General features: G+C 68.4%; 25 protein-coding genes. 15 read left to right on the plus strand and 10 right to left on the minus strand.

Features of this window, described 5'->3' with window-relative positions; translation table 11 throughout:
- Positions 1-464 precede the first annotated feature (464 nt).
- The 4 genes from AC07EQ_RS15725 to AC07EQ_RS15740 all read left to right on the plus strand — a co-directional run bounded on the left by AC07EQ_RS15725 (position 465) and on the right by AC07EQ_RS15740 (position 5,577).
- Positions 465-1,328: a DUF4097 family beta strand repeat-containing protein gene (locus tag AC07EQ_RS15725; RefSeq protein WP_478388636.1), complete on the plus strand. Its 864-nt coding sequence runs from the start codon at positions 465-467 to the stop codon at positions 1,326-1,328.
- Positions 1,329-1,404: 76 nt separating this feature from the next.
- Positions 1,405-3,681, plus strand: a complete 2,277-nt coding sequence (locus AC07EQ_RS15730) for a S9 family peptidase (RefSeq protein ID WP_478388637.1) — start codon at positions 1,405-1,407, stop codon at positions 3,679-3,681.
- A gap of 214 nt (positions 3,682-3,895) precedes the next feature.
- On the plus strand, positions 3,896-4,837 hold the full coding sequence (locus AC07EQ_RS15735; RefSeq protein ID WP_478388638.1) for an ATP-binding cassette domain-containing protein: 942 nt from the start codon (positions 3,896-3,898) through the stop codon (positions 4,835-4,837).
- Entirely contained in the window at positions 4,834-5,577 is a 744-nt protein-coding gene (locus tag AC07EQ_RS15740; protein ID WP_478388639.1) for an ABC transporter permease, read from the plus strand. Before AC07EQ_RS15735 ends, AC07EQ_RS15740 begins: the two co-directional genes overlap by 4 nt.
- Here AC07EQ_RS15740 and AC07EQ_RS15745 read toward each other — a convergent pair.
- Entirely contained in the window at positions 5,561-8,701 is a 3,141-nt protein-coding gene (locus AC07EQ_RS15745; protein WP_478388640.1) for an AfsR/SARP family transcriptional regulator, read from the minus strand. The two genes, AC07EQ_RS15740 and AC07EQ_RS15745, sit on opposite strands and share 17 nt — an antisense overlap.
- Before the next feature lie 153 nt (positions 8,702-8,854).
- Between AC07EQ_RS15745 and AC07EQ_RS15750 the strand changes: the two genes are divergently transcribed.
- The gene (locus AC07EQ_RS15750; protein WP_478388641.1) at positions 8,855-10,075 is read left to right on the plus strand and encodes a cytochrome P450; all 1,221 of its coding nucleotides are present in this window, start codon (positions 8,855-8,857) and stop codon (positions 10,073-10,075) included.
- A gap of 129 nt (positions 10,076-10,204) precedes the next feature.
- On the opposite strand, the gene AC07EQ_RS15755 is transcribed toward AC07EQ_RS15750, so the two are convergent.
- Both AC07EQ_RS15755 and AC07EQ_RS15760 read right to left on the minus strand, forming a co-directional pair.
- Positions 10,205-10,411, minus strand: coding sequence for a DUF397 domain-containing protein (locus AC07EQ_RS15755; RefSeq protein WP_478388642.1), 207 nt, complete (start codon positions 10,409-10,411; stop codon positions 10,205-10,207).
- Positions 10,412-10,436: 25 nt separating this feature from the next.
- Entirely contained in the window at positions 10,437-10,973 is a 537-nt protein-coding gene (locus tag AC07EQ_RS15760) for a DUF5753 domain-containing protein (RefSeq protein ID WP_478388728.1), read from the minus strand.
- A 93-nt stretch (positions 10,974-11,066) separates the two neighbouring features.
- Here AC07EQ_RS15760 and AC07EQ_RS15765 point away from each other — a divergent pair, with 93 nt between their 5' ends.
- From AC07EQ_RS15765 to AC07EQ_RS15790, 6 genes are all read left to right on the plus strand, one after another.
- Positions 11,067-11,330, plus strand: coding sequence for a helix-turn-helix domain-containing protein (locus AC07EQ_RS15765; RefSeq protein ID WP_478388643.1), 264 nt, complete (start codon positions 11,067-11,069; stop codon positions 11,328-11,330).
- Positions 11,331-11,465: 135 nt separating this feature from the next.
- The gene (locus AC07EQ_RS15770; protein WP_478388644.1) at positions 11,466-11,852 is read left to right on the plus strand and encodes a hypothetical protein; all 387 of its coding nucleotides are present in this window, start codon (positions 11,466-11,468) and stop codon (positions 11,850-11,852) included.
- 185 nt (positions 11,853-12,037) lie between these two features.
- Positions 12,038-12,391, plus strand: coding sequence for an SAV_915 family protein (locus AC07EQ_RS15775; RefSeq protein WP_478388645.1), 354 nt, complete (start codon positions 12,038-12,040; stop codon positions 12,389-12,391).
- Positions 12,392-12,688 (plus strand): hypothetical protein, encoded by a 297-nt coding sequence (locus tag AC07EQ_RS15780; protein WP_478388646.1) that lies wholly within the window; start codon positions 12,392-12,394, stop codon positions 12,686-12,688.
- A 25-nt stretch (positions 12,689-12,713) separates the two neighbouring features.
- A complete protein-coding gene (locus tag AC07EQ_RS15785) occupies positions 12,714-13,904 on the plus strand; it encodes a hypothetical protein (protein WP_478388647.1) in 1,191 nt (396 codons plus the stop codon).
- Positions 13,905-14,122: 218 nt separating this feature from the next.
- A complete protein-coding gene (locus AC07EQ_RS15790; RefSeq protein ID WP_478388648.1) occupies positions 14,123-14,518 on the plus strand; it encodes a hypothetical protein in 396 nt (131 codons plus the stop codon).
- Between the two features lie 49 nt (positions 14,519-14,567).
- Here the strand turns inward: AC07EQ_RS15790 and AC07EQ_RS15795 are convergent, their stop codons facing one another.
- From AC07EQ_RS15795 to AC07EQ_RS15820, 6 genes are all read right to left on the minus strand, one after another.
- Entirely contained in the window at positions 14,568-14,735 is a 168-nt protein-coding gene (locus tag AC07EQ_RS15795) for a hypothetical protein (protein WP_478388649.1), read from the minus strand.
- A 111-nt stretch (positions 14,736-14,846) separates the two neighbouring features.
- Positions 14,847-16,007 (minus strand): hypothetical protein, encoded by a 1,161-nt coding sequence (locus AC07EQ_RS15800; protein ID WP_478388650.1) that lies wholly within the window; start codon positions 16,005-16,007, stop codon positions 14,847-14,849.
- A 44-nt stretch (positions 16,008-16,051) separates the two neighbouring features.
- Positions 16,052-16,552: an RpiB/LacA/LacB family sugar-phosphate isomerase gene (locus tag AC07EQ_RS15805; protein ID WP_478388651.1), complete on the minus strand. Its 501-nt coding sequence runs from the start codon at positions 16,550-16,552 to the stop codon at positions 16,052-16,054.
- Positions 16,553-16,622: 70 nt separating this feature from the next.
- Positions 16,623-17,462, minus strand: a complete 840-nt coding sequence (locus AC07EQ_RS15810; RefSeq protein ID WP_478388652.1) for an HAD-IIB family hydrolase — start codon at positions 17,460-17,462, stop codon at positions 16,623-16,625.
- Positions 17,463-17,481: 19 nt separating this feature from the next.
- On the minus strand, positions 17,482-19,635 hold the full coding sequence (locus tag AC07EQ_RS15815; protein ID WP_478388653.1) for an ATP-binding protein: 2,154 nt from the start codon (positions 19,633-19,635) through the stop codon (positions 17,482-17,484).
- 197 nt (positions 19,636-19,832) lie between these two features.
- A complete protein-coding gene (locus AC07EQ_RS15820) occupies positions 19,833-21,239 on the minus strand; it encodes an MFS transporter (RefSeq protein WP_478388654.1) in 1,407 nt (468 codons plus the stop codon).
- Between the two features lie 300 nt (positions 21,240-21,539).
- On the opposite strand from AC07EQ_RS15820, the gene AC07EQ_RS15825 reads away from it, so the two are divergent.
- Positions 21,540-21,863 carry a hypothetical protein gene (locus AC07EQ_RS15825; protein ID WP_478388655.1) on the plus strand — a complete coding sequence of 108 codons (324 nt, stop codon included), beginning with the start codon at positions 21,540-21,542 and terminating at the stop codon, positions 21,861-21,863.
- A gap of 86 nt (positions 21,864-21,949) precedes the next feature.
- The gene (locus tag AC07EQ_RS15830; RefSeq protein ID WP_478388656.1) at positions 21,950-22,543 is read left to right on the plus strand and encodes a uridine kinase family protein; all 594 of its coding nucleotides are present in this window, start codon (positions 21,950-21,952) and stop codon (positions 22,541-22,543) included.
- Positions 22,544-22,549: 6 nt separating this feature from the next.
- On the opposite strand, the gene AC07EQ_RS15835 is transcribed toward AC07EQ_RS15830, so the two are convergent.
- On the minus strand, positions 22,550-22,903 hold the full coding sequence (locus tag AC07EQ_RS15835) for a hypothetical protein (RefSeq protein WP_478388657.1): 354 nt from the start codon (positions 22,901-22,903) through the stop codon (positions 22,550-22,552).
- Between the two features lie 175 nt (positions 22,904-23,078).
- On the opposite strand from AC07EQ_RS15835, the gene AC07EQ_RS15840 reads away from it, so the two are divergent.
- Positions 23,079-23,504 carry a Fur family transcriptional regulator gene (locus tag AC07EQ_RS15840; protein ID WP_478388658.1) on the plus strand — a complete coding sequence of 142 codons (426 nt, stop codon included), beginning with the start codon at positions 23,079-23,081 and terminating at the stop codon, positions 23,502-23,504.
- Positions 23,505-23,537: 33 nt separating this feature from the next.
- The gene (locus tag AC07EQ_RS15845) at positions 23,538-25,001 is read left to right on the plus strand and encodes a catalase (protein ID WP_478388659.1); all 1,464 of its coding nucleotides are present in this window, start codon (positions 23,538-23,540) and stop codon (positions 24,999-25,001) included.
- Positions 25,002-25,047 lie beyond the last annotated feature (46 nt).

The raw sequence follows: 25,047 nt of genomic DNA on the forward strand, positions 1-25,047 counted from the left end.
ACCCCCCCCCCCCACCCTCTCCCCCCCCCCCCCCCCACCCACCCCCCACCCCCCCCCCCCCCCCCCCCACCCCCCCCCCCCCCCACCCCCCTCCCCCCCCCCCCCCCCCCCCCCCCCCCCCACGGTCCGGGCCGCGCTGACCGAAACGGCATTGCGGGTGTTCCACGGTCGGCTCACCTCAGCCTTGCACCGACGTAGGCGGCGAATTCGACGGCTCCGAGGCCGACGAGACGAGATGGCCTCCGGCCTGACCGCGTCGAAGCAGTGATAGCCCTTGCCGCACAACGACTTCGGCTCGGATGTGGGTTTGTTCGCCGTGTCCAGGAGGGAAAGGCGGACCTCGTCGGATGGATCGAGGTCGAATCGTCTCGTGAGCTGGGGTTTTGGTTGGGTTGACGTCGTGTCAGGGGTGGCGTCAGGGCTGTGACCGTTCGGTGTCAGGTCTGCCGGTGATCGTGGTTGACATGACAGCCACGACTCCTCAGGAGGCCACCGCCATGCAGACCTTCGACACCCCTCGGCCGATCTCCGCGACCGTCGACATCACCTTCGGGAACATCCGGTTCGTCGCCGGCGACCGTTCCGACACCGTGGTCGAGGTTCGCCCCGTCGACCCGGCGTGGGAGCTCGACGTCAAGGCCGCCGACCAGACCGACATCGAGTTCGCCGACGGGAAGCTCGTGGTCAAGCAGCCGAAGCTGCGCAACCTGTGGACCACCAAGTACGGCACCGTGGAGGTGCTGGTGGAGCTGCCGACCGGGTCGGACGTTCGGGGTGACACCGCGAACGGCGGGTGCCTCGTCGAAGGCGCGGTCGGCTCGTGCCAGCTGAAGACCCCCACCGGGGACATCCAGGTCGAGCAGGCCACCGGCGCGCGGCTGAAGACCACCGCCGGCAAGATCAGCGTGGACCGCGTGACCGGCCAGGCCGACGTCAGCGGGAACGGGGACATCCGGCTCCGCCAGGTCGGCGGCGGCGCGGTGGTCAAGAACATCGGCGGCGACACCTGGGTCGGCGAGGTCGCCGGCGACCTGCGGGTCAGCTCGGCCAACGGCGCCATCACCGTCGACGTGGCGCGTGCCGAGGTCGACGCCAAGACCGCTTGCGGCGACATCCGCGTCGGCGAGCTCGGCAGCGGCGCGGTCGACCTGTACACCCCCACCGGCGTGGTGGAGGTCGGCGTCCCCCAGAGCACCGCTGTCCGATTGGACGCGCACGCCTCGGCCGGCCGGGTGCGCAACGACCTGGCGGCCGCCGAGCAGTCCGACCGAACCGTCAAGGTGCGCGCCCGCAGCCACGGCGGCGACATCATCGTCCGCCGCGCCTGACGTCCTCGCGCCCCTTTCTTCCTGTGCCGTGATGGCACCGCCGTGCCCGGAATCGACGCCGAAAAGGACAGAACAGATGACCGACACTCAGGACTACCAGGCCGCGGAGCAACTCCTGCGCCGAATGGCCCGCCCCGGCGAGCTCGTCGTCGGCGACAAGATCAGGCCGCAGTGGATCGACGGGGGAGACCGCTTCTGGTACGGGGTGAGCAATGGGGTCGGCAAGCGGTTCGTGCTGGTCGACCCGGCGGCGGGCACCCGCGAGCCGGCCTTCGACCACGCCCGGCTCGCCGCCGCGCTGGCCGCGGCCTCCGGGCAGCAGGTCGACCCCGAGGCGTTGCCGTTCCGGGCCATCGAGCCGAGCGGGAACGCCGTGGAATTCGACGCGTTCGGCGAGCATTGGCGCTGCCTCCTGGACAGCTACGCCTGCGAGCGGGCCGAGGGCACGCCGCCGGGCAACCCGCTGGAGGTGCCGTCGCCCGACAAGAAGTTCGTGGTGTCCCAGCGGGGGCACGACCTGTGGGCGCGCTCCCTTTCCGATGGCCGCGAGTGGGCGCTGACCACCGATGGCGAGCCCGCCTACCAGTACGGCTCCGGCCCGGACTGCACGCGCAACCCCACCTTGCTGCGCAAGTTCGGCCTGCCGCATCTGCCGCCGTCCGTGGCCTGGTCGCCCGACTCGACGCGCGTGCTGGCGCATCGGACCGATGAGCGCGGCGTCCGGCAGACCCACCTGGTGGAGGCCAGGCCCGCCGACGGCGGCGCCCCGGTGCTGCGCACCCAGCGGTACGCCTACGCCGGGGACGAGAACATGCCGCGGGCCGAACTGGTCGTGCTGGACGTCGCCGCGGGCACGGTGGTCCGCGCGCAGGCCGAGCCGCTGCTCATGGCGCAGCTGTCGCCGATCGTGATCAAGTGGGCTTGGTGGGCGGACGACGGCTCGGCGGTGTACTACCTCAGTCAGCCCCGCGACCTGCACACGCTCACCCTGCACCGGCTGGACCCGGCCACCGGTGCGGTCACCACCGTGCTCAGCGAGACCGGGGCGACCCGCGTGGAGCCCAACCAGTGGCTGACCGGGGAGCCGATCGTGCGAGTGCTGGCCGACGAGGTGCTGTGGTACTCGCAGCGGGACGGCTGGGGCCACCTGTACCGGTACGACCTGCACACCGGCGCTCTGCTCGGGCAGGTCACCTCCGGGCAGTGGGCGGTGCGGCAGATCCTGCACGTCGACGAGGCCGACCGGGTCGTGTACTTCACCGCCTCCGGGCTGGTCGAGGAGGACCCGTACCGCCGCACGGTGTGCCGGGCCAACCTGGACGGCACCGGCTTCGCCAAGGTCACCGACGACGCGCTGGACCACATCGTCACGGCGCCGGACACCATGGCGTACTTCATCGACTCAGCGTCCACTGTCGACACTCCGCCGGTGTCCAGCGTCCGGGACTGGACCGGCCGGGTGCTGGTCGAGCTGGAGCGCGCCGACATCGGCAAGCTCACCGCCATCGGCTGGACGCCGCCGGAACGGTTCCGCGTCAAGGCGGCCGACGGGGTGACGGACATCTACGGCGTGCTGTACCGGCCGAGGGGGTTCGACCCCGCCCAGCGCTACCCGGTGGTGGACAGCGTCTACCCCGGCCCGCACCTCACCCGGGTCGACCCGTGCTTCGACCCCGGCGGGATGGGCGCGGACGCGGAACCCATCGCGGCGCTGGGCTTCGTGGTGGTCGCGGTCGACGGGCGGGGCACCCCGGGGCGGAGCAAGGCCTTCCACGACGCCTCCTACGGCCGCTTGGCCGACGCGGGCTGCCTGGCCGACCACGTCGCGGCTCTGCGGCAGCTGGCCGAAACCCGGCCGTGGATGGACCTGGACCGGGTGGGTGCGTTCGGCCACTCCGGAGGCGGGTTCGCCACCGTGCGGGCGATGCTGGACTTCCCCGAGGTCTACAAGGCCGGCGTCGCCCTCGCCGGCTCGCACGACCCGCGCTACTTCACCCTGGGCTACGCGGAGGCCTACGACGGCGCGGACAACCCGGAGGCATGGGCTCGCGCGTCCAATGTGGACATAGCGGACCGGTTGGCGGGCAAACTGCTGCTCATCCACGGTGAGATGGACGACCAGGTCCACCCGGTCCACACGCTGCGGCTGGCCGACCGGCTCATCGCCGCAGGCAAGGACTTCGAGCTGCTCATCGTGCCCGGGGCCGAGCACCTGTTCATCGACTGCCAGCAATACGTCCGCACGCGCGGCTGGGACTTCCTGGTGCGCGAGCTGCTGGGCACGCAGCCGCCCGCCTACCGCCCCGCCCCCATCTCCATCGACCCCGAGTTGCTCGGCGAGCTCTTCGCCTGAGTGCCACACCGAAGACGAAAACCCCATCACGGCCACTGGCTGCGCATCTACGGCGCAGGTCTTCCGGGCCACATGCGCGGACACCGGGCCGAGCAGGCAGATCGCCTGCTCGGCCCGGCGTGCGTCGGCGGATCGGGTGGGCGCGCACGCCGTGTCAGGACCCGTGTCAGGTCGAGGGCAGGTCGGTGTCAGGTCGGCCGATGACAGTGATCGCATGACGGATTCAGCGATCACGGCTTCCGGGCTGCGGAAGTCCTATCAGGACAAGATCGTGCTCGACGGCATCGATCTGAACATCCGTGCGGGCACGGTCTTCTCCCTGCTCGGACCGAACGGGGCCGGCAAGACCACGACGGTGAACGTGCTGACCACGTTGGTGAAGGCCGACGGCGGGACGGTCCGAGTGGCCGGGCACGACCTCGCGACCGAGGCCAAGGCGGTGCGCGCGGCGATCGGGGTCACCGGCCAGTTCGCGGCGGTGGACGAGCTGCTGACGGGGCAGGAGAACCTGCAGCTGATGGTGGACCTGAACCGGGCCCCCGCGGGCGGCGGCAAGCGGATCGTCGCAGAGCTGCTGGAACGCTTCGATCTGGTCGAGTCGGCGCGGAAGCCCGCGTCGACCTATTCCGGGGGCATGCGCCGGAAGCTCGACCTGGCGATGACGCTCGTCGGCAACCCGCGGATCATCTTCCTGGACGAGCCGACGACGGGTCTGGACCCGCGCAGCCGTCGCACGATGTGGTCGATCATCCGCGAGCTGGTGGGCGATGGCGTGACCATCTTCCTCACCACCCAGTACCTCGAGGAAGCCGACCAGCTCGCCGACCGGATCGCGGTGCTCGACCAGGGCCGCCTCGTCGCCCAGGGCACTCCCGACGACCTCAAGCGCCAGATTCCCGGCACGCACGTCCGGCTCCGGTTCACCACCTTCGCCGAACTCGACGCGGCCGCGCGGATCATCGCCGGCTCCACGCGGGACGACGAGGCACTGACCCTGCGGGTTCCCAGCGACGGCGGGACGAAGTCGTTGCGGGCCCTGCTGTACAGGCTCGACGAGCACTCGCTCAGCGCCGAAGCCTTCACGGTGCACACGCCGGACCTCGATGACGTCTTCCTCGCCCTCACGGGCCACACCACGGAGGTGGTCGCGAAATGAAGTCCCACTCGATGGTGATGTTGCGCCGCAACTTCAAGCACATCGCCCGGAATCCGATCTCGGTGTTCAACGCGGTCCTGATGCCGGTCCTGGTCATGCTGATGTTCGTGTACATGTTCGGTGACGCCTTCAGCGTCGGGGTCGACTACGTCGATTACGCGACGCCGGGCATGCTCCTGCTGGCCGTCTGCTACGGACTGGGGGCCGTGGCGACGTCGGTGAACTCCGACATGACCAAGGGCATCATCAACCGCTTCAAGGTCATGGACGTTCCCCGCGGTGCGGTGCTGACCGGTCACGTCATCGCCAGCCTGCTGACCAATCTGATCGCCGCCGCGGTGATCATCGGAGTCGCCTTGCTGCTGGGATTCAGCCCGTCGGCGAGCTTCCTCGACTGGCTCGGCGTGGTCGGTGTCGTCGCGCTGCTCGGCTTCGCGACCGGCTGGCTGACGGTCGCCTTGGGATTGGCGGCGAAGTCCCCGGAAACGGCGGGTCTGGCGTCGGTGCCGCTGGTCATGCTCCCGTTCTTCAGCAGCGCGATCGTGCCGGCGGAGAAGATGGGGCCCGGTCTCCGGGAATTCGCGGAGTACCAGCCCTTCACGCCGATCATCGAAACCCTGCGCGGGCTGCTCGACGGCGCGCCGGCCACCGGCGACCTGATCGCGGCCCTCGCCTGGTGCGCCGGGATCGCCCTCGTCGGGTACCTGTGGGCGTCCGCCACGTTCAACAAGCGAGCGTGACCGCGACCAACTCGCGCCAGCTCGCCTGCGCCCCCTCCTGCGTCGCCTCGGTGAACCGCGCGTCACCGAGGCGACTTCGCGCGGCCTGCTCGATCCGGCCCACATCCGGTTGGGAACGGTCCGGCAGTCCGCGCACGCGGGTGCTCGCCGCGAGCAGGCGCGCGGCCTGCTCGTGCTCTTCCTGGCGCAGCGCCAGGTCCGCGATCCCCACGATCACCTGCGCGATCCCGAGCGCGTTCCCCGCCTCGGACGCCGCCTGGACGGCTGCGGCGCGGTGTTCGCGGGCCTCGTCGAGATCCTCGGCGAGGTAACCGAGCAGGTCGTGTCTCATCGCGCGGATGCTCGCCCGCTCGGCGTTGTCACCCAGCATCGCCGTCGCGACGTCGAGTTGCCGGTGTGCCTGCTCGGCGTCGCCGCTCCAGCGGGCGAACTGCGCCTTCGACAGGGCCAGCTCGGTCAGCGCCCCCGGCCAGGCGACCCGTTCCGCGGACCGCTGCGCCTCTGCCATGGCAGCCGCGCTCGACTCCTCTTTCCCCGCCAGCCAGTACAACTGGGCCTGCCGCGACCGCATCGGCACCACGTCCTCGGCGGCGCCGAACTCGGCGACGACCGCGATCGCCTGCTCGTAGTACGTGCACGCAGTGGCGAACTCGCCGCGCACCGCGATTCGATCCGCCAGCTCGGTCAAGGCGAACGAAATTCCCCACCGTTCGCCCAGCGCGCGGAACTCGGTGAGCGCCGTCTCGAGATGAGCATCCGCATCCCGGTCGCCGTGGCCGAGAATGATCCGCATCTTGCCCAGCTGCAGCCGGGCAAGAGCGCGCGCCCAGGGATCCTCGTCGGTGAGCAGCGGTTCCCACGCGGGAACGTACGCGTCCGGCGCCTGCACCAGGCGTTCCAGCGCGGCGACGAGCCCTACCGCCGGGTGGTGGCTCTGGACGCGTCGGCTGATCTCGTACACCTCGTGGATCCACTCCGCCGCCTGGAACTGGTCGCTCTCCCGCCCGGAGGTCATGAATCCCGTGGCAAGCGCGTACACGACGACCCGGATCTCGTCTGCCACCTCGCCGGGCATGGCGATCGCCGCCATGATCAGCTCGTTGCCCTCGACCTTGTGCCCGCCGAGCCACCAGTACCAGCCGGCGGTAGCGGCGAGCAGCATCGCCCCGTCCGCCTCGCCGGCGGCGAGCGCACCGCGCATCGCGGCGATGATGTTGTCGTGCTCGGCCTCGAGCGCGGCGAGCCATTCCAATTGCTCGGCGCGGCGAAGGTGCGGCTCCGCGACTCCGGTGAATCCGGTGAAGTAGGCGAGATGCGCACGGCGCGTCAGATCCGATTCCCCCGCCTCCACGAGGCGCTGCTCGGCGTACTCCTTGATCGTGCCGAGCATCCGGTAGCGCGTCGCCCGGTCGCCCTCGGCGACCACCAGCGACTTCTCGGTCAGCGCGGTCAGCAGCTCGAGCACCTCACCAGGCTCGACCGCATTGCCGGCGCAGACCTGCTCGGCCGCTTCCAGGCTCGCGCCACCGGCGAACACCGAGAGCCTGCACAGGACCAATCGTTCGGCGTCGGTGAGCAGCTCCCAGCTCCAGTCGATCACCGCGCGCAGCGTCCGGTGCCGGGGCAGCGCGGTCCGGCTGCCGCCGGTCAGCAGGCGGAACCGGTCGTCGAGCCGATTGGCGAGCTGATCGAGGGACATGGTGCGCAACCTGGCCGCGGCGAGTTCGATCGCCAGCGGCATCCCGTCCAGCGCCTGGCAAATGCGCGCCATGACCGACATCGTGCGGGCGTCGATCGCGAGGTCCTTGCGCACCGCGCCGGCTCGGTCCCGCAGCAGCCGGATGGCCGGAGCGGACTCGATCTCCCCGGGGTCGGCGTCTTCCGCGGGGAGGACCAACGGCGCGACTTGCCACAGCGCCTCACCGGTGATGCCGAGGGATTCCCTGCTCGTCGCGAGGATCCGCAGCCGCCGGCACTCTCCGAGCACCCGGTGGGCGAATGCCGCGGCGGATTCGATCACGTGCTCGCAGTTGTCCAGGACCAGCAACATCTCCCGCTCGCGGAGCGCGGCGATGACCCGATCCGTCGGCTCCGCGTCCGGTGCATCGCCGAGCAGCGCATCCCGCAGCCTGAGCGCGGCGAGCGTCGCTTGCGCCACGTCACCGTCGGCGCCGATGGCCGCGAGTTCGACCATCCAGGCCCCGTCCGGCAGGTCGCCGAGCAGCGTGCGCGCGGTTTCCGTGGCCAGCCTGGTCTTCCCCGAGCCGCCCGGCCCGATCAGGGTGGTGAGCCGGTGCTGGGTGCTGAGTTCGCGGACCGCGGCGACGTCGGCGTCCTTGCCGACGTAGCTGGTCAGCTCGGCACGCAGATTGGTCTTCCGGCTCTCCTCCGGCCGCCCCAACTCGCCCCGCAGCAGCGCGACGTGCAATCCGGCGAGCTCCGGTGAGGGGTCCACGCCCAGCTCGTCGGCCAGGGTTTCCCTCGTGCGCTCGTACACGAGCAGCGCCTCGGTGTCGCGACCGGTCGCGACGAGGGCGCGCATCAACGCGGCGACGAGCCGTTCCCGCACCGGATGCGCGGCCACCAGGTCGGTCAGTTCCGTGACCAGCTCCGCACCGTGGCCGAGGCTGATCTCCGCGTCGAACCGATCCTCCACGGCTGCCAGGCGCAGCCCTTCGAGCCGGGTGACCGCCGCGTCGAACGCTGCGCTATCGGCCAGACCGACGTCCTGCATGGCCGCGCCGCGCCACAGCGCGAGGGCCTCGCGCAGCCGCCGCACCCCCCGTGGATCCGCGTCGTCGCGGGCGTGGGAGACGAGGCGTTCGAACCGCACGGCGTCGACGGCGTCGGGTTCCACCCTCAACCGGTAGCCGTTCGGCTGCCCCTCGACCGCTCCTTCCGGCAGCGCCTTCCGCAGCCGGGAAACCAAGCGCTGCAAGGCGTTCGCCGTGTCGGCGGGCGGGTTCTCGCCCCAAATCCAGTCGACGAGCGTCGACTTCGGGACCACGCGACCCGGTTCGAGCGCGAGCGCGACCAACAGCCCGCGCAACCGGACGCCCGGCACGTCGGCTAGGACGCCGTCATCCGTGCGAACCTCGAATGATCCAAGCATCCCGATCTGCACCTGGCCGATTTTGCCATGGGCGACGGGCAGGCCTCCGCCTGTTGACGCGACGCGGGAGACGTTTCCGGCGTGGTCGGTGTCAGAGCCGTGTCAGGCGCATGTCAGGTCCGGCGGCGATCGTGGCCGCAACGACCGCCACGAAAGGAAAGACCGATGACTCAAGCGGTTCCCATCCCGCAGGGCCTCCCCATGGAGCGGAATGCGGGCCCCTTCGACCCGCCCCGCGAGATCTCCCGGCTGCGCGACGCTCGCCCGGTCAGTCCCATGCTCTTCCCCGACGGTCACCAGGGCTGGCTCGTCACCGGCTACGAGGCGGTCCGCCAGCTCCTGGCCGACACCCGGTTCAGCTCCCGCCAGGACATCGGCGTGATCCGCGTGCCGTACGAGACCCCCGGCATGCCCGTCGCCACCGAGCCTTCCCCGCAGGCGCCGGGCTTGTTCGTCGCCATGGACCCGCCGGACCACACCCGGCTGCGGCGCAAGCTCACCGGGGCCTTCACCGTCAAGCGCATGAGGATGCTCGAAGAGCAGATCGTCGCCATCACCGAGCGGCAGCTGGACGAGCTGGCGCGCCTCGCCCCGCCGGTCGACCTGGTCAAGGAGTTCGCGCTGCCGGTGCCCTCGCTGGTGATCTGCGAACTGCTCGGCGTCCCCTACGCGGACCGGGAGACCTTCCAGGCCAACTCCTCCCAGTTCTTGGTCAAGGACCAGACGCTCGAGGAGAAGGTGGCCGTGGTCGGCGCCATGAACGCGTACCTCGCCGAACTGGTCACGAGCAAGCGCGCCGAACCCGGCGACGACATCCTGTCCGACCTGGCCCGCCACGACGACCTCACCATCGAGGAGCTGACCGGCGCAGCCTTCCTGCTGCTGCTCGCGGGCCACGAGACCACCGCCAACATGCTGGCGCTGGGCACCTTCGCGCTCCTGGAGCACCCCGAGCAACTGGCCGAACTCCGCGCCGACCCGGATCTGCTCCCGGATGCCGTCGAAGAACTCATGCGCTACCTGTCCGTCGTCGACGTCTTCTACCGCTACGCCGCGGAGGACATCGAACTCGGCGGTGAAACGATCCGCGAGGGATCGACCGTCGTCGTCTCGCTGCTGGCCGCCAACCGCGACCCCCAGCGCTTCGACGACCCCGACACCCTGGACATCCACCGCAAGGCCCGCGGTCACCTGTCCTTCGGCCACGGCATCCACCAATGCCTCGGCCAGCAACTGGCCCGCATCGAGATGCGCGCCGGTTTCGACGGACTGCTGCGCCGCTTCCCGACCCTCGCGCTCGCCATCCCCACCGACGAGGTGAAGCTCAAGACCGACATGAACATCTACGGAGTCCACGAACTACCGGTCACCTGGACGACCCGGTAGAACCGTCGGCTCATGAGCGCCAAGGCACGCCGGCGAGGTCCCCAATCGGCGAGAAAGCTTGGTCGCGATACCTCGGAGTAACGAGCGCCCCGCCCTGCAACTGCCGGGCGGGGCGTCTTGGTCTGATGGTCAGCGGTCGAGCTCGCCAGCCTTGACCGAAGTCAGGAAGGCTGCCCAAGCGAGGCGGTCAAAGGCCAAGATCGGACTTGCCTCGCCAAGCTTGGAGTCACGAACGCCGTGGTAGCCGGGTGCGTAGCCGACCTCCACGCAGCCGTTGCCGGTTCCCGAGCTGGCCTGGGCTTTGCGCCAGCCGTCGAAGCTCCTAGTCGGGGTCATGGGTGCTACTCCTTCGAGCGGCGGATCATTCGAACTCGGCTGCCATCGAGAGCAGGAGCTCCCGCGACTCCACCGGGTCGAGGGCAGCTCCCAACAGCCCGCTCCACAACACACTGTATTCCGCTACCTCGTTCGGGTTATCGAGGTAGTCCCCGTTCGTGAGCTGTTCGACGAACACGAACTCCAACGGTGGAGTGTTGGCGTTGGCTGCTGGCACCCGAAACCTGATGAACGGATAGGCCAACGCCGCGACTGCTCGGCACCGGAACGGCGCGACGTGAAGATGGATGTTCGGCCGCTCGGCCAGGTCTGCAAGGTGCTCAAGCTGTTGGCTCATGATCTTGGGGCTTCCGACCATGCGTCGGAGGCCGGACTCGGACAGGACTGCGGTGACTTCAGGGGCAGCTGTCTTCGTGAGAACGTCCTGTCGTTCCAGTCGGGCTTTGATCATCATGTCGGTTGACTGGTCACCGCGGCGTACGCCTGCCTCGGTGAACAGGGTGCGCATGTAGTCCTCGGTTTGGAACAGGCCGTGGACGATTTCTGACTGGTAGAGATCGATCGCCGAGCATCCGCCGAATCCGTTGTCGTCGAGCGAAAACCGTCGGTACGTCCTCGACGTTCATGTTCTCAGCGATCAGGAGGAAGTCTTGCCATGCGGAAGATCAAACCTGGCACTCGACTCAAGCCTGCTGCGCGCGAAAGGCTCGCGCGCGTCCTCAGAAGTAAGTACGAGAAAGGCGCGAGTATTCGGCAACTCTGCAAGGAGTCCGGGCGGTCCTATGGGATCGTGCACCGCATGCTCGCCGAGGCCGGTGTCCGGTTCCGGCCTCGCGGCGCAGCCGGTAAGGCCCCCGAAGGGGCCGCGGCACAGCCTGGCGAGCGCTCAGTACCGATCCTGTCTCGCGCTGCGCTATGAGCAAGAGGGGGCCGAAGCGGTTCCTGCCGATGGCGTGGCGTGTCGAACGTGTCTCGCCGACTGAGGTCTACACGTTCCGCTGGGGGCGTGGTGCCGGTTGTTTCACCGTGCATCGCGGCGATATCGGAAGCTCGCATGATGACGATCACCTCATCGACACTGTCAGCGTTGGATGCGACTGGACCGATGAGTCGGACGTCGTTGCGCAAGCGCGGTTGTGGTTGCGCTCGCGGATCGGTCCGCGCCGCCGTGGTGCCTGAGTTTCAAAGCTGCTCGATGTCGATGTCCCCGATCGTCGGCATCGAGCTCGGCCGGTCGGTGCGGGCTTCTCCCTCCCAGGGCACCGACCGGCCACCCAATTCCGTCCATGCTCGAAAGGAGCCACCGATGCCCGCCCCGCGTGACGATCAGCCCGAGGTGACCGGGCTGCCGATCCCGGTGCCCGTCGAAGTCGACCCCGTGGCCACCGGAGTCGGAGCCGAGGTCGATCAAGACCAGGACGAAGTCGAAGACCATGGCTGAATAGTTTTCGCTGTTCCAGCCCGAGGCCGACGCGGTAGAGATGATCTGCGGCGTCGGCCTCGGGCCGCGTGAGCTGATCGAGTGACGTTGCAGCACAAGAGATTTCAATACAAGATCATCTGAGTATCGTTTCCCGCCTGGGCAAACCACGGTAAGGGGGAACGTTGGTTTACGGAGATCGCGACTTGCGCCGGGATCAGGACGATGTGGCGCCATCGGTGATCGGTGCTGAATTCGTTGCACCGCTGGATGGTGACGAGGAGCTGCCAGCGACCGTGTACCTGCCGACTGAGCGGGTCAACAAGGACGACAACGATGTCACGCTGGAGTTGCGCGACACGGAGGACGGCCACCGAGCACTTCTTGCGTTCACGTCACTGAAGCAGCTCGTTGCCGGGTGTGGGGACGGTCAGCCGTGGGTCGCTGTGCAGGGCGGGCAGGTCGAGGACATCAAGAGCCGTAGCAGCGCCGATGTTGTCCTGTGGGATGCCGCGTTGCCGCCCGAAGAACGTCGGACGAGGTTTCAGCAGGGGGACTGAATGACAGATCTGAAGGCGGACCCGGCGCTGTTGGAAGCGCTGGCAAGCCGACTCCGCAACGCGAGCGCGGACCTGGAAAGCCAAGCAGTGCCCCCGCCGGATCCGCAGGCCGGCATCGTCACCGGCGCCGTGCAGGGTGCGCTTGCGCTTTTGACTGATGCATTGGGCAATCTCTCGATCGGTATGGGCGCGATCGGTGACGCGACGGCCGAAAGCCAAGCCGTTTACGTCGAACACGACTACGAGCACGCTGCCGCCATACAGGTAGCCGAGCTCAACGCCGAGCAGCCGCGATAGACCTCGCTGGGAAAGGTCGCTGAACATGTCGCTGGATACCGAAGTCAAAGGAGATCCAGACAGCCTGACTGCCGTCTGCGACTGGGCGAACACGCAGTCCGAGGGCGCCGAGGAAGCAGCACGGCAAATTCAGCTCACCAGCGCCGAGTCGGAGTCCGGGTGGCTCGGCGCCGCAGCGGACGGTTTCCGTGCCGTGTTGATCGCGGCCGGAATGATGGCCGATACCGAGGTCCGGGCACTGAAAGACACCTGCCGCGCGCTGCAAATCCACGCCGACGACCTGAACACGGTCAAGGCGATGATGCAACGCGCCCAAGACGTGGCCGCCCTCGGCGGCCTTTTCGTCCACGGCTTCAAGATCGAAGAACCAGGGCCTGCGCCGGCCGATCCGACGCCACTGCCCACCGGGCGGCCGGCCACTCCGGAGGAGACCCAGGAGCATGCGGCGGCGGTCGAAGCCCAACGGGCCTTTGACCGGAAGGCGCAGGCGTACGCAGAGGCCAGCCAGATCGTGAAGGAAGCGCGGGATAAGGAATCGCAGTCCCAACACGTACTGGTGCGGTTCCTGTCGGGTGTCCTCGACCCGGCGAAACTCTCGCTCACGCTTACCGATATATGCGCGGGCTTCATCGGCGCGACCGCGGTTCGGAACAGCCAGTACAAGCAGTTCGCCGACGACGCGATGACGAAGGCCGAGCGTGCCGCGAAGCTGACGACAAGCCAGAACTTGAGCTTGGCCAACCGCGGCAAGGCCACGGCGATTCAGATCACGAACGACCTCAAAGCCAAGGACGCCCTCGATCAAGCCGTGGCTACTCGCGCGGCGCGGGTGATCGACCGGTTTCCGTCCAGGGTGCAGGCCACTCTCCGCGGGCTCGACGTGAAGCTCATTCCCAAAGGGTTCACACCTGCTAGCCCCTGGCTGCAAGGTGCGTCGAAGTTCGGAAAGATTATTCCTGGCCTGGGGCTTCTTGCCGCGGCTGGTGGCATCGGTTACGACATCAGCCAGGGCAAAGACCCGACCATCGCGGTCGCCAGCGGAACGGGCAGCCTGGTGACCGGGGCGTTCGTCGGCGCGGCGATCGGCGGCCCACCCGGAGCCATCGTGGGCGGCGTCGTCGGCATCGGTGTCGGCTTCGCGATAGACGAGTTCGGCGACGACATGATCAACATCGGCAAGCGTCTGGAAGACATCAACCCGAAGATGACCAGGTAGGGAACGTGCCCACATCACTTCCCCCGCGCCCTCACCCTCAAACTGGCGATCCTAGGCCGCCGAAGGCGCCCCGGATCACTGTGTGGACCAAACTGCCGCGGAGATCGTCGAAGCTGGCTCGGTACCCGAAGGCGCCAGAAGGCAGGGGCCCGGCGCTGGAGTGGTATCAGGCGACGATCGACTCGGCGATCCTGTCCGGCCTGGTCGTATCGGCAATCATGTTCGTCCTGATGTGCCTCCGGGACTGGGGCTTCGACTGGATGAGCACTTGGTGGCTTTGGATTTTCGTCGTCGCACCGGTGGTTCTCTGGCCACTGTGGATTCTGGCTTTCCACTCGTCCGGGATCTCGGCCGGCGCCGACTGGCTCGCGGTCAAGAAGGGCTACATCGACACCTACGAGCTCACCGAGGTCAGAGTCGAAGGCGCCAGCGGAGGACTCGCCTGGACCCTGGAACTCACGGACAAGAAGGGCGTGGAGCTGTCAATCGACGCAGCCGACATCGAGGCCAACCAGGCACTCTGGGATCTCGTCTACAACGGCATCCGCTACTCCGTCCAACGCGGCAGCGCCAAGACCAACCCGCGCGCGCTGGACAAGCTGCGGCTGCGGTAGCCAATAACTTTTCGCCACCCCTGCTCGAAGTTGCCGTCCGCCACGGTGTTCACGCCGTCGGTGCGGGCATCGTGATGCCTCGGGCGATGAGCCAAGCCGCGACCAGGCCGGCGGCGAGTGCACTCGCGATCGTGAAGGGATCGATGCCCGCAGCGAGCGTCGGCGTGAAGCCGATGCCGAACGCCGGTAGTGGGCGGGTGATTCCGGGGTATCTCATCCGCGGTGGTTTGTCGCGGCACGCGCTCTCGGAGGAGTCCTTCCAAGAGCGCGCGCTTCTCCACGATGTTCAAAGCCATCCGGGGGCTGGTGTTGGTGCCGACGGAATCCGCTAATAGGGGAACACGTCCCGGTAGTACTTCCCGGGCGGTGGCTCGTAGGCGGCGTCGAACCAGTCGTGCGCTATCGACAACCTTCCGGACAAGCGGGAGAGGATCGCGTCTGCGGCGCCTAATATCGCGGGGAACGAGGACTTCAGCTCGGGGCACGTGGTGTCCGCCGCGAGGAGCAGCGCGCGGAAGTAGAACTCGACCGACTCGTGCGCGTACCTCCTGCGGTAGCCGGTTTTGTGCACCAGGAGGTAGCAGAGCCGGCGTCCGCCGAGCCGGTACAGACGGACCAGCAGTCCGACGGCCAAGCGGGTCGCGTCCGGGGCGTGCGGTAGCCAGCAGAGCCGGTCGCGGCCCGGGATTTCCCCCATCCAGGTCGATTCGTGGACCAGCAGGCTGATCGGATCGTCCTCGGGGACCGTCAACTCGCCGCACGACGAGAAGTCCACATGCACGATGGGATTCGATTCGAACGGAGAACCCGCGCCCGGCGACCAGTTCGCCACCAAGTCCTGCACCGACCGGCGCTGCTCCGCCACCGACTTCCGGCCGCGCCACATCTCGGGCCACTCGAGTATCAGGTTCTTCGGTGCCGCGTCGCGGAACGGGACGAGGCAGGACACCTGCCGCAGGCAGTCCTCCGCCCACCGCGCTTCGGCTTCGATCGCGACCATGTCCAGCCCGAGCCCCAGGCCGTGGTCGATGATCTCCAGCAGGGTCGTCAGCTTCTGCCGCACCGGGTACAACTTCGGGGCGGCGTGCTCGCGCCCCGCATCTCGCACGAGCACCTCCTGCAATGCCGCGCAGGACGCCACGCAACGTTCGACGAGGAGGCTTCGAAGCCGGTTCGCGCGGTCGTCGACCTCCTCCAGTTCCCGCAGCAGCTCAAGCACGTTGTACACGCGGATGCCCTCCACGTACCGCAGGTCGACGTAGTTGTCGGCGACCCCGACGACCGACGGGGTGGAACCGCCGGCCAGCTCACTCGCGATGGCCAGGTAGCGGACCTCCGAATCAGCCTGCCTGCGGTCGGAGAAGTGCTTGCGCAGCAACCGAGTCCCGCTGTTCCCGACGACCACCTCCAGCAACCGCTGCTCCTTCCACAGGCCGTCGCGGAAGAGCGAAAGATGTTCGACCGTGGGAGCTACAACCGAGAACACCATCCGCTCTCCGCTCTCTGCCGCCGGTCACGAGCACATCCCGAGCGTTAGGCGTCGACGCTCCAGGAGTCGAAGGCGTCGAACATGGCCCGCCGAGCCACATCCCCGTCGTAGGACGCCTGGTACCAGGCCGACAGGATCTTCTCCAGGTCGAGTTCGTCCAGGGCCCACGACGAGAGGCACAGCACGTTGGCGTCGTCGTAGACGCGCGCCCACTCCGCGGACCGGGGGGTCATGCAGAGGCTCGCCCGAACCCCCGGGAACCGGTTGGCGCCGATTTCGACGCCGGCTCCGGTTCCGCACACCAGCACGCCGCTCGTCGCCTCCCCGTCGCGCACGGGCCTCGCCACTTGCGGGATGAACTCCTCCAGTTTGGCCGAGGGGTTATCGCCATCCCGGTAACCGAACTCCTCGAACGCGAAACCGGCATTTTCCAGGAATTCCCGAATTCGGACCATTGCGGGTTCGGCGTGGGAGTCGCCGGCGATGACAATCATGAAATCCTCCAGAATATCGTTCATCTTGAGGCGTGGAACCAGTACCCGCAATGATGAATGGTGCGGTATGCAGCCTAGCGGGGAATTACTCATCGGCTCTAGTCCGGGCGGGTAATGGTCGTTAGTTCCGCCGCAGTACGGACCGGGCCGCGACCTCGCCCAGCACCAATGCGCGGAGCGCTACGGAAACACCGTCCTCGTCGTTGCTGGGCGCGAGGTAGTCGGCCGCACTGCGCACCTCCGCGCTGCTGTTGGCGACCGCGACCGCGTAGTCCACCGTGGAGAACAGCGGCACGTCCGCGATCCCGTCCCCGATGGCCAGGGTGCGCACATCCCGGCGCGCCTGCATCAGCGATTCGACCACTCCGGCCGCCGTCGCCTTGGACACCCCGGCGGGCATCACTTCCAGGTAATCCGGGTACGAGACGAACGAGACGAGGTCCTGCCGTTCCCGCAGCTCCCGGTGCAGAACCCGAACGGTGGCCGGGGCTCCGACGATCATCAGCTTGACCGCGCCGGCCAAGCATTCGCCGATCGAGTCCACGTACTCCGGGACCGACTTCGATCTGCTGAGTGCCACCGTTCCGGCGTGCTCCGCGGCGACGTACCAGGTGGTCGGGTGGTACACCCACAGGGCGCACTCAGCGGAATCCGCCAGCCGGCGGACATGTTCGGCCGCGCCGACCGGGAAAGCAGCGGAATACGCGATTCCACCGGTCGCGCATTCGGCCACGACCGCCCCGTTGGAGGCGATCACGTAGGTCGGGAATTCGAGGAGTTCGCGGGCGATCCGGAAACACGCGGCCGTGGACCGGCCCGATGCGATCACGATGTCCGCGCGCTCCTGCGCCAGGTCCACCGCCGCCCGGACGCGCGGACTCAGGTTCAGCTGCGAATCCAGCAGCGTTCCGTCGACGTCGATGTACGCGATCCAGCCCTTGCCCATGCGAACCGACCCCAACAGGCATCGATGAACCTCGCTAGCCCTCGTCGAGGGCCGACAACTTCTCCTGAACCTTCGCGACGTCGAGCATCCGCAGCTGCGATCGGTAGAGTTCGAGCGCCTGCTGCCAGAGCTCCCGGGCACCGGCCCGCCGCCCCAGCGCCACATGCGATTCCGCGAGTCGGTCGAGTGCGCTGGGCTCCCAGTACTCGTTGCCCAATGCGCGGAACACCTCGATCGCTTCGCGGTAGTAGCCGATCGCCGCGAGGTGATCGCCGGTGTGGTGGGCTATGTACCCGAGACCGTCGAGCGCGTGGGCTTCCCCCTCCCGGTAGCCGGAACTGCGGTGCAGCGCGAGAGCTTCCGCGCAGCGATCCCGGGCCTCTTCGTAGCGTCCCAGCTGCGCGCTGAACCACCCTACTTGGCTCAGCGAGGTGGCCGTCCGGGTCGAATCCGCGAGCCGCCGGTAGATCTCGAGTGCGCGTTGCGCGTGTTCCAACGCCTGCCCGTTCTCGCCGTGGGACTCCCAGGCCAGCGCGAAAACCTGGTGGGTGTGGGCGGCACCCCGTTCGTCGCCGGACGCTTCCGACGACGAGAGGGCGTGCTGCAGGTGGTGCACCGCGTCGTCGTGGCGGCCGGCCCTGCTGTAGGCGTCGCCCAGATTCCGGTGGGCGGGCACCGCTTTCCCGGCGTCGCCCAGCTGTTCGGCCGCGACGAGCGCGGACCGCCAGTTGATCAGGTTCTCGTGGATGTAGGCCCGGCGCCGGTGGTAGGTGTCCAGCGCCTCGACGAGGTTCCACGCCCGGACGTACCAGCCGCGATCCACCGATTTCCGCACCGCGATGAGCAGATTGCCGTGCTCGGCGGCCAGCCATTCTGCTGCTTCGGAAGAATCGGCGGCCTTGAGCGGAAGGCTGCCGCGCTCGGGAGGCTCCAAGACGAGTTCCCGGGTGCGGGAGTACAGCTTCCGGGAACAGTCGTAGGCCGTGTGGAGGTAGCAGTCCACCAGCCGCTTGAGCGCCAGGTCCCATTCCTCGCCGGCTTCGAGCTGTTCAGCCTCTTCGGCGGCGTAGAGCTTGACCAGATCGTGCATCCGGTAACGACCAGAGGCGCTTGCGTGCACGAGATTCGCGCGTTCCAGATCGCGCAGCAGGCCAAGCGTTCGGCGGATCGGGAGCCCGATGAGGCTGGCGGCGGCGACCGAGCTCAGATCGGCGCCCGGGACGAGCCCGAGCAGCTTGAAGACCCGCGACTGCGGCTGCGAAAGCGCCTGGGTGGACCAGGAGAACACGGCACGCAGGTCGACCCCGGGGCCGCCCGCATCGAGAGCGTCGAGCCGACTGGATTCCTCGCGGAGCTCCCCGGCGAGCACGTCCAGCGGAATCTCCGGTTGCAGGGAGATCCTGGCCGCCACGATGCCGAGCGCCAGCGGTAGGCCGCCGCAGTGGTCCAGCAGGTTCGAGACCGCCGCCGGATGTCGATCGACGCGTTCCCGGCCGAGGTGGCCGACGAGCAGGTCGTGCGAGTCCGATTCGTTGAGCACGTCCACCGACAGCGGATGAGCGCCGTACACCGCGACGAGCCCGGCGAGCTGGTAGCGACTCGTGACCAGCACAGCGCAACCGGAACTCCCGGGTATCAGCGGCAGCACCTGGTCTGCGTCGCGGGCGTTGTCCAGGACGACGAGCATCCTGCGCCCGGCCATCAGCGTCCGGTACAGCGCCACCTGCGCTTCCGGATCGGCAGGCAGACTGCTCGGCGAAACGCCGAACGCCTCCAGGAACGTGCGCACCGCCGTCGACGGGTGGACCGGGGTCCCGGAAGGGTCGAATCCGCGGAGGTTCACGTACAGCTGGCCGTCGGGGAACCGGTCCGCGTTCTGGTGCGCCCAGTGAATCGCGAGGTAGCTCTTGCCGATTCCGCCGCTGCCGCTGATCGCCGTGATCATCACCGTGCTGTCGTCCGCGTGGGAGCGCAGTATCTCGGTGAGCTGCACCAGCTCGCGGACCCGGCCGGTGAAAAGCCGCGGTGCCGCCGGGAGTTGGCGGGGCAGAGCGGCCAGCCGGTCGGATCCCCCCAGGTGGATGTCACCGGAAATGGTGCCGGCCTGGATGACGTGACCACCGACCAGCGCGGTCATTTCGTTGCTCGCGGATTGCATCTTCGGTGCCGGGTTCTCATCGGACGCCATCGTCACCCTCCGACTGCCCTACCTGAAGATCGAGGCTAGCAGCGGTCGGACGACGTCGTGGCGAGCTTGGCGGATGACGAGCAGGTCGGGTTCGAAGTCCCGTCGGCCGGCACATCGGGGTGAGTTCGGTCAGGGCCGGTGCGGGTTCGCATCGGCCCTGACCGCCTCCTTCAGGATTTGTTCATTCCGGTAGGGGTTCAGCCGACCTTTGGTTCCTTCTCCGGTTCGGGCATCGTGATTCGTCGGGTGATCAGCCATGCCGCCGCCAGTCCTGCGACGGCGAGTGCGCTCGCCGTGACGAAGGGGTCGATGCTCGTTGCCAGGGTGGGGGCGAAGGCGATGCCGATGTAGAGGGCGATTCCCGTTGAGCCTCCGAGTTGGTCCGCCGCTCGCTGGACTCCCGACGCCACTCCCGCATCTTCTTCGGTCACGCCCGTGACCGCCGCGTACTGCAGCCCGACCAGGCCGAAGCCCATGCCCGCCGCGATCAGCACCATCGCCGGCATGGTCGCCGCCGCGCCCGCTCCGCCGGTCGACGGGATCGCGATCGCCGCCATTCCCGCTGCGGTCAAGGCGATCCCGGCCCCCGCGCACGCCCTGGCGCCCCAACGCTCCAGCAGTCGCGGCACGAACGTCGCGGCCGCGACGAGCGAGATGGCCAGCGGGAGGAGCATCAGCCCCGCCTCGAACGGGGTGAGGAGGGCGCGTTGCTGGAGGTGGAGGGTGAACAGCATGAACGACGTCGACAGCGCCGCGCTGAGGAGCGCGGTGGCGAGGTTGGCCATGACCCGCGTCTTGTTGCGGAAGAACGTCAGCGGGATCAGCGGCGCCGGCGATCGCTTTTCCACCACGACGAAAAGTGTCCCGGACACCGCCGACGCGATCAGGGCGACGGCCGTGGTCCACGGGGCCGTGCCGCCCTCGCCCGCCTCGATGACGCCGAACGCGAACAGCAGTGGCGTGAGCGTCAGCAGCAGCGAACCTGGCAGGTCGAGCGGAACGCGTGCAGCGGCGCTGTCCGCGGGGACGAGTGCGATGGCGCCGATGATCACGAGCACGACGAACGGAACGCTGACGAGGAAGATCCACCGCCAACCGTAGAGTTCCGTGATGATCCCCGAGAGCACGAATCCCACCACGAGACCCGTGCTCGCCACCGCCGCCCACACGCTCAGCGCGCGCGAGCGGCGAGGGCCCTCGGGGAACATCAGGACGATCGTCGCCATCGACGCCGGCAGCGCGAGCGCCTCGCCGACGCCCTGCAGAAGCCGCGCCACCACCAGCCACGGGAACGACGGCGCGAGACCCGCGAGCAGCGAGGCGGCTCCGAAGAGCACGGTCCCCGCGATCAGGACGCGTCGCCGGCCGAGCACGTCGCCGAGGCGGCCGCCGAGCATCAGCAGTCCACCGCCGGTGATCGTGTACGCGACGACGACCCAGGTCAGCTCGCGAGCGCTCACGCCCAAGCCCGCCCCGATCGACGGCAGCGCCACGTTCACCACGGTCACGTCGATGGCGATGAGGAACTGCAGCGTGGCGAGGCAGCCGAGAACGGACCACGCCCGGATGTCAGCCCGGCGTGGTTTCGAAATGTCTGAGGTCAAGAGGGTGCTCCGATATCCGAAAGGTATCTGAGCAGCACGAAGAGGCCGCTCCGGTCCAAGACGTGGAGCGGCGGAGCGTCAGGAGAGCACCGCCGCTAGCGGAGCGTCCTCGTGACAGCGGCGGCGGCCGCGGCAGAAGCGCCAGACATACCGAGCAGGCTAGCACCGCGATGAGCACGGGCCACAACGCTTTTCACGCCGTCGCGACCGACTTGCGAAGGCCGTCTTCCGGCGGGCCGGCGTTGGTAATCTTCCGGTATGCCTGTTTCCGGGGCCGTTCGCGAGCGAATCCGCGCCTTCTTGGATGAGGGCGACGAGATCCGGTACGTTTTTCCCGCCACCATTCCGATGAGCATTCAGTCGAGCGTTCTGGTCGTCGTGAGCCGCAAGGCGATCACCGTGTTGTCGACGGGTTTCTGGTCCACGAGGGCTCCGAAATCGGTTGTCGCGCGGCTTCCGCGCAACATCGTCCTTGGCCCTGTCGGCACGCAGACCACGCCGTACTTCTGCTTGGACGGCATCGACTACGAGATCGATGACGAGTACGTCGCCGTGGTCAACGCCGCCGACGCGGAAATCGCGTCGCCGCAGGACCTTCCGCAGGATCCGCTGCCGGACCTCTGATTCCGCGGTCCCCGGCGGACCGGCGGCGCTTCGGATCCGTGATACTCCGGTGGTTTCGTCCGGCGGGTCTTGGTTGGGGTTCTGCGTTGAGTGTTGGGTCTGCTGTGCTGGCCGGGCTCGTGCGGCGGGCGCGCGACGGTTCTCCCCGGCTCGGTCCTCCCGGCGGGGAGGGGCGGCTCGTCGTCGTCGACGGGCCCGCCGGTTCGGGCAAGACGACGCTCGCCGCTCAGCTCGCGGAGGCGCTGCCCGCCCAGGTCGTGCACATGGACGATCTGTACGAGGGGTGGAGCGGGATGGCCGGTGGCGTTGAGCGGCTCGGTGAGCAGGTGCTCGACCCGCTGGCCGCCGGTCGGGACGGCCGGTACCAGCGGTACGACTGGGACGCCGGCGCGTTCGCGGAGTGGCACGACGTTCCGCGCGCGCCGTACCTCGTCGTCGAGGGCTGCGGGGCGGGAGCGCGGCGGTTCGCCGACCTCACGGCGCTCCTGGTGTGGGTCGAGGCGGAGGATTCGGAGCGCCTCGATCGAGGCATCGAGCGCGACGGCGACGACGCGCGCGGCCACTGGCACGCCTGGATGGCCGCCGAGCGCGCGGTCTACCAGGCCGAGGGCACTGCTCGGCGGGCCGACGCGCGCCTCGACGGGTGGGGCGCGGTCACCTGGCCCGCGACGGGCCTGTAGGGACGGCTAGACGTCGAGGTACCGGTGCCGGTCGTCGGCGGGCGAGATCAGGACTCGGCCTTCGCGGATCTGCCATTCGCTGGTGCCGTCGATCTCGTGGCTCGCGAGGAACAGGCCCCGGACGCGGTCGCCGTCCTCGTCGGAGGCGGGGACCCGGGCGATCTCGGTGAGCTGGTCGAGCAGCCAGCTCACCGAGAGCTCTCGGACGTCGCCGCCGTAGAAGGCGTAGCAGGTCCAGTTGAAGTGCCGCCGGGGCAGGCCCCAGCCGTGGGAGTAGTGGTCGTCGTCGTGCGCGGAGATGATCTCCCGGATGGCGGCGAGCTGCTTCTGGTCGCACTCCAGCCAGCCTCTGATCGACACGTAGACACCCACACGTCAGCCCTCCGTCACTCGCACGGGTCATTATGATCTTCGGCCATGTCCGGCCCGTTTGACCAGGTCGCGCTGGGTGTGGGGGTTCTTCGCCGCTGCCGGAGGGGCGCCGCGCGCGGGTCTTTATTTGATTCGTTCCAGAAAAGCTGGTAGGTATGGATGCATGCCGTCCATCGATGCCGTCGCCCTCCTCAAGGAGGCGTCGTTGCGGGTGACCCGTCCGCGGGTTGCCGTGCTCACGATGGTCTCGGACAATCCCCACGCGGACACCGACGCCATCGCGACGGCGGTCCGCCGCGAGCTGGGTTCGGTGTCGACCCAGGCGGTCTACGACGTCCTGCGCGCGCTGACCGAGGCGGGCCTGGTCCGTCGCATCGAGCCGGCCGGTTCGCCCGCCCGGTTCGAGACGCGCGTGGGTGACAACCACCACCATCTGGTGTGCCGCAATTGCGGTGCCATCGCCGACGTCAACTGCGCCGTCGGCGAGGCGCCCTGCCTGCACACCGAGGGCCCGCACGGATTCGTGCTCGACGAGGCCGAGGTGACCTTCTGGGGCATCTGCCCCGACTGTCTCTCCCGGGCCGAGTGAGCCAGCCAACATCCCACCACCGAGGAGCGAGTTTTGCCCGAGAACAACCAGAAACCGTTGACCACGGTGGCCGGTGCGCCGGTCCCTGACAACCAGAACTCCCTGACCGCCGGTCCGCGCGGCCCGATGCTGCTGCAGGACGTCTGGTTCCTGGAGAAGCTGGCGCACTTCGACCGCGAGGTCATCCCGGAGCGCCGGATGCACGCCAAGGGCTCGGGCGCTTTCGGCACCTTCACGGTGACCAACGACATCACCCAGTACACCAAGGCGAAGATCTTCTCCGAGGTCGGCAAGAAGACCGACCTGTTCATCCGGTTCTCGACCGTCGCCGGCGAGCGCGGCGCGGCCGACGCCGAGCGCGACATCCGCGGCTTCGCGCTGAAGTTCTACACCGACGAGGGCAACTGGGACATCGTCGGCAACAACACCCCGGTGTTCTTCTTCCGCGACCCGCTGAAGTTCCCCGACCTCAACCACGCCGTGAAGCGCGACCCGCGCACCAACCTGCGCAACGCCGAGAACAACTGGGACTTCTGGACCAACCTCCCCGAGGCGCTGCACCAGGTCACGATCGTGATGTCGGAGCGCGGCATCCCGGCGTCCTACCGCCACATGCACGGCTTCGGCTCGCACACCTACAGCTTCATCAACGACGAGGGCGAGCGGTTCTGGGTCAAGTTCCACCACCGCACCCAGCAGGGCATCAAGAACCTGACCGACGCCGAGGCCGAGGCGCTGGTCGGCAAGGACCGCGAGTCCCACCAGCGCGACCTCTTCGACGCGATCGAGCGCGGCGACTTCCCGAAGTGGAAGCTGTACGTGCAGATCATGCCGGAGGCCGACGCCGACACGTACAAGTACCACCCGTTCGACCTGACCAAGGTGTGGTCCAAGAAGGACTACCCGCTGATCGAGGTCGGCGAGTGGGAGCTCAACCGCAACCCCGACAACTACTTCGCCGACGTGGAGCAGGCCGCGTTCACCCCGGCGAACGTGGTGCCGGGCATCAGCTTCTCGCCCGACAAGATGCTGCAGGGCCGGCTGTTCTCCTACGGTGACGCCCAGCGGTACCGCCTGGGTGTGAACCACCACCAGATCCCGGTCAACGCGCCGAAGAACCCGGTGAACTCCTACCACCGCGACGGTGCCATGCGCGTCGACGGCAACCAGGGCGCCACCCCGGGCATCGAGCCGAACTCCTACGGCCGCTGGCAGGAGCAGGCCTCCTACCGCGACCCGGTGCAGGCCGTGGGTGCCGTCGCCGACCGGTTCAACTACCGCGAGGACGACGACAACTACTTCGAGCAGCCCGGCATCCTGTTCCGCAACATGTCGCCGGAGCAGCAGCAGGTGCTCTTCGAGAACACCGCGCGGGCGATCGACGGCGCCTCGCAGGCGACCATCGAGCGGCACATCGCCAACTGCACCAAGGCCGACGCGGCCTACGGTGAGGGCGTCCGCAAGGCGATCGAGGCCCTGGCCGCGAGCAAGGGCTGACGCCGCCCAGGTCTTCGACCTGGACAGCGGGAACGGCGGCCACGGG

Source organism: Saccharopolyspora sp. NPDC045839 (assembly GCF_056431645.1).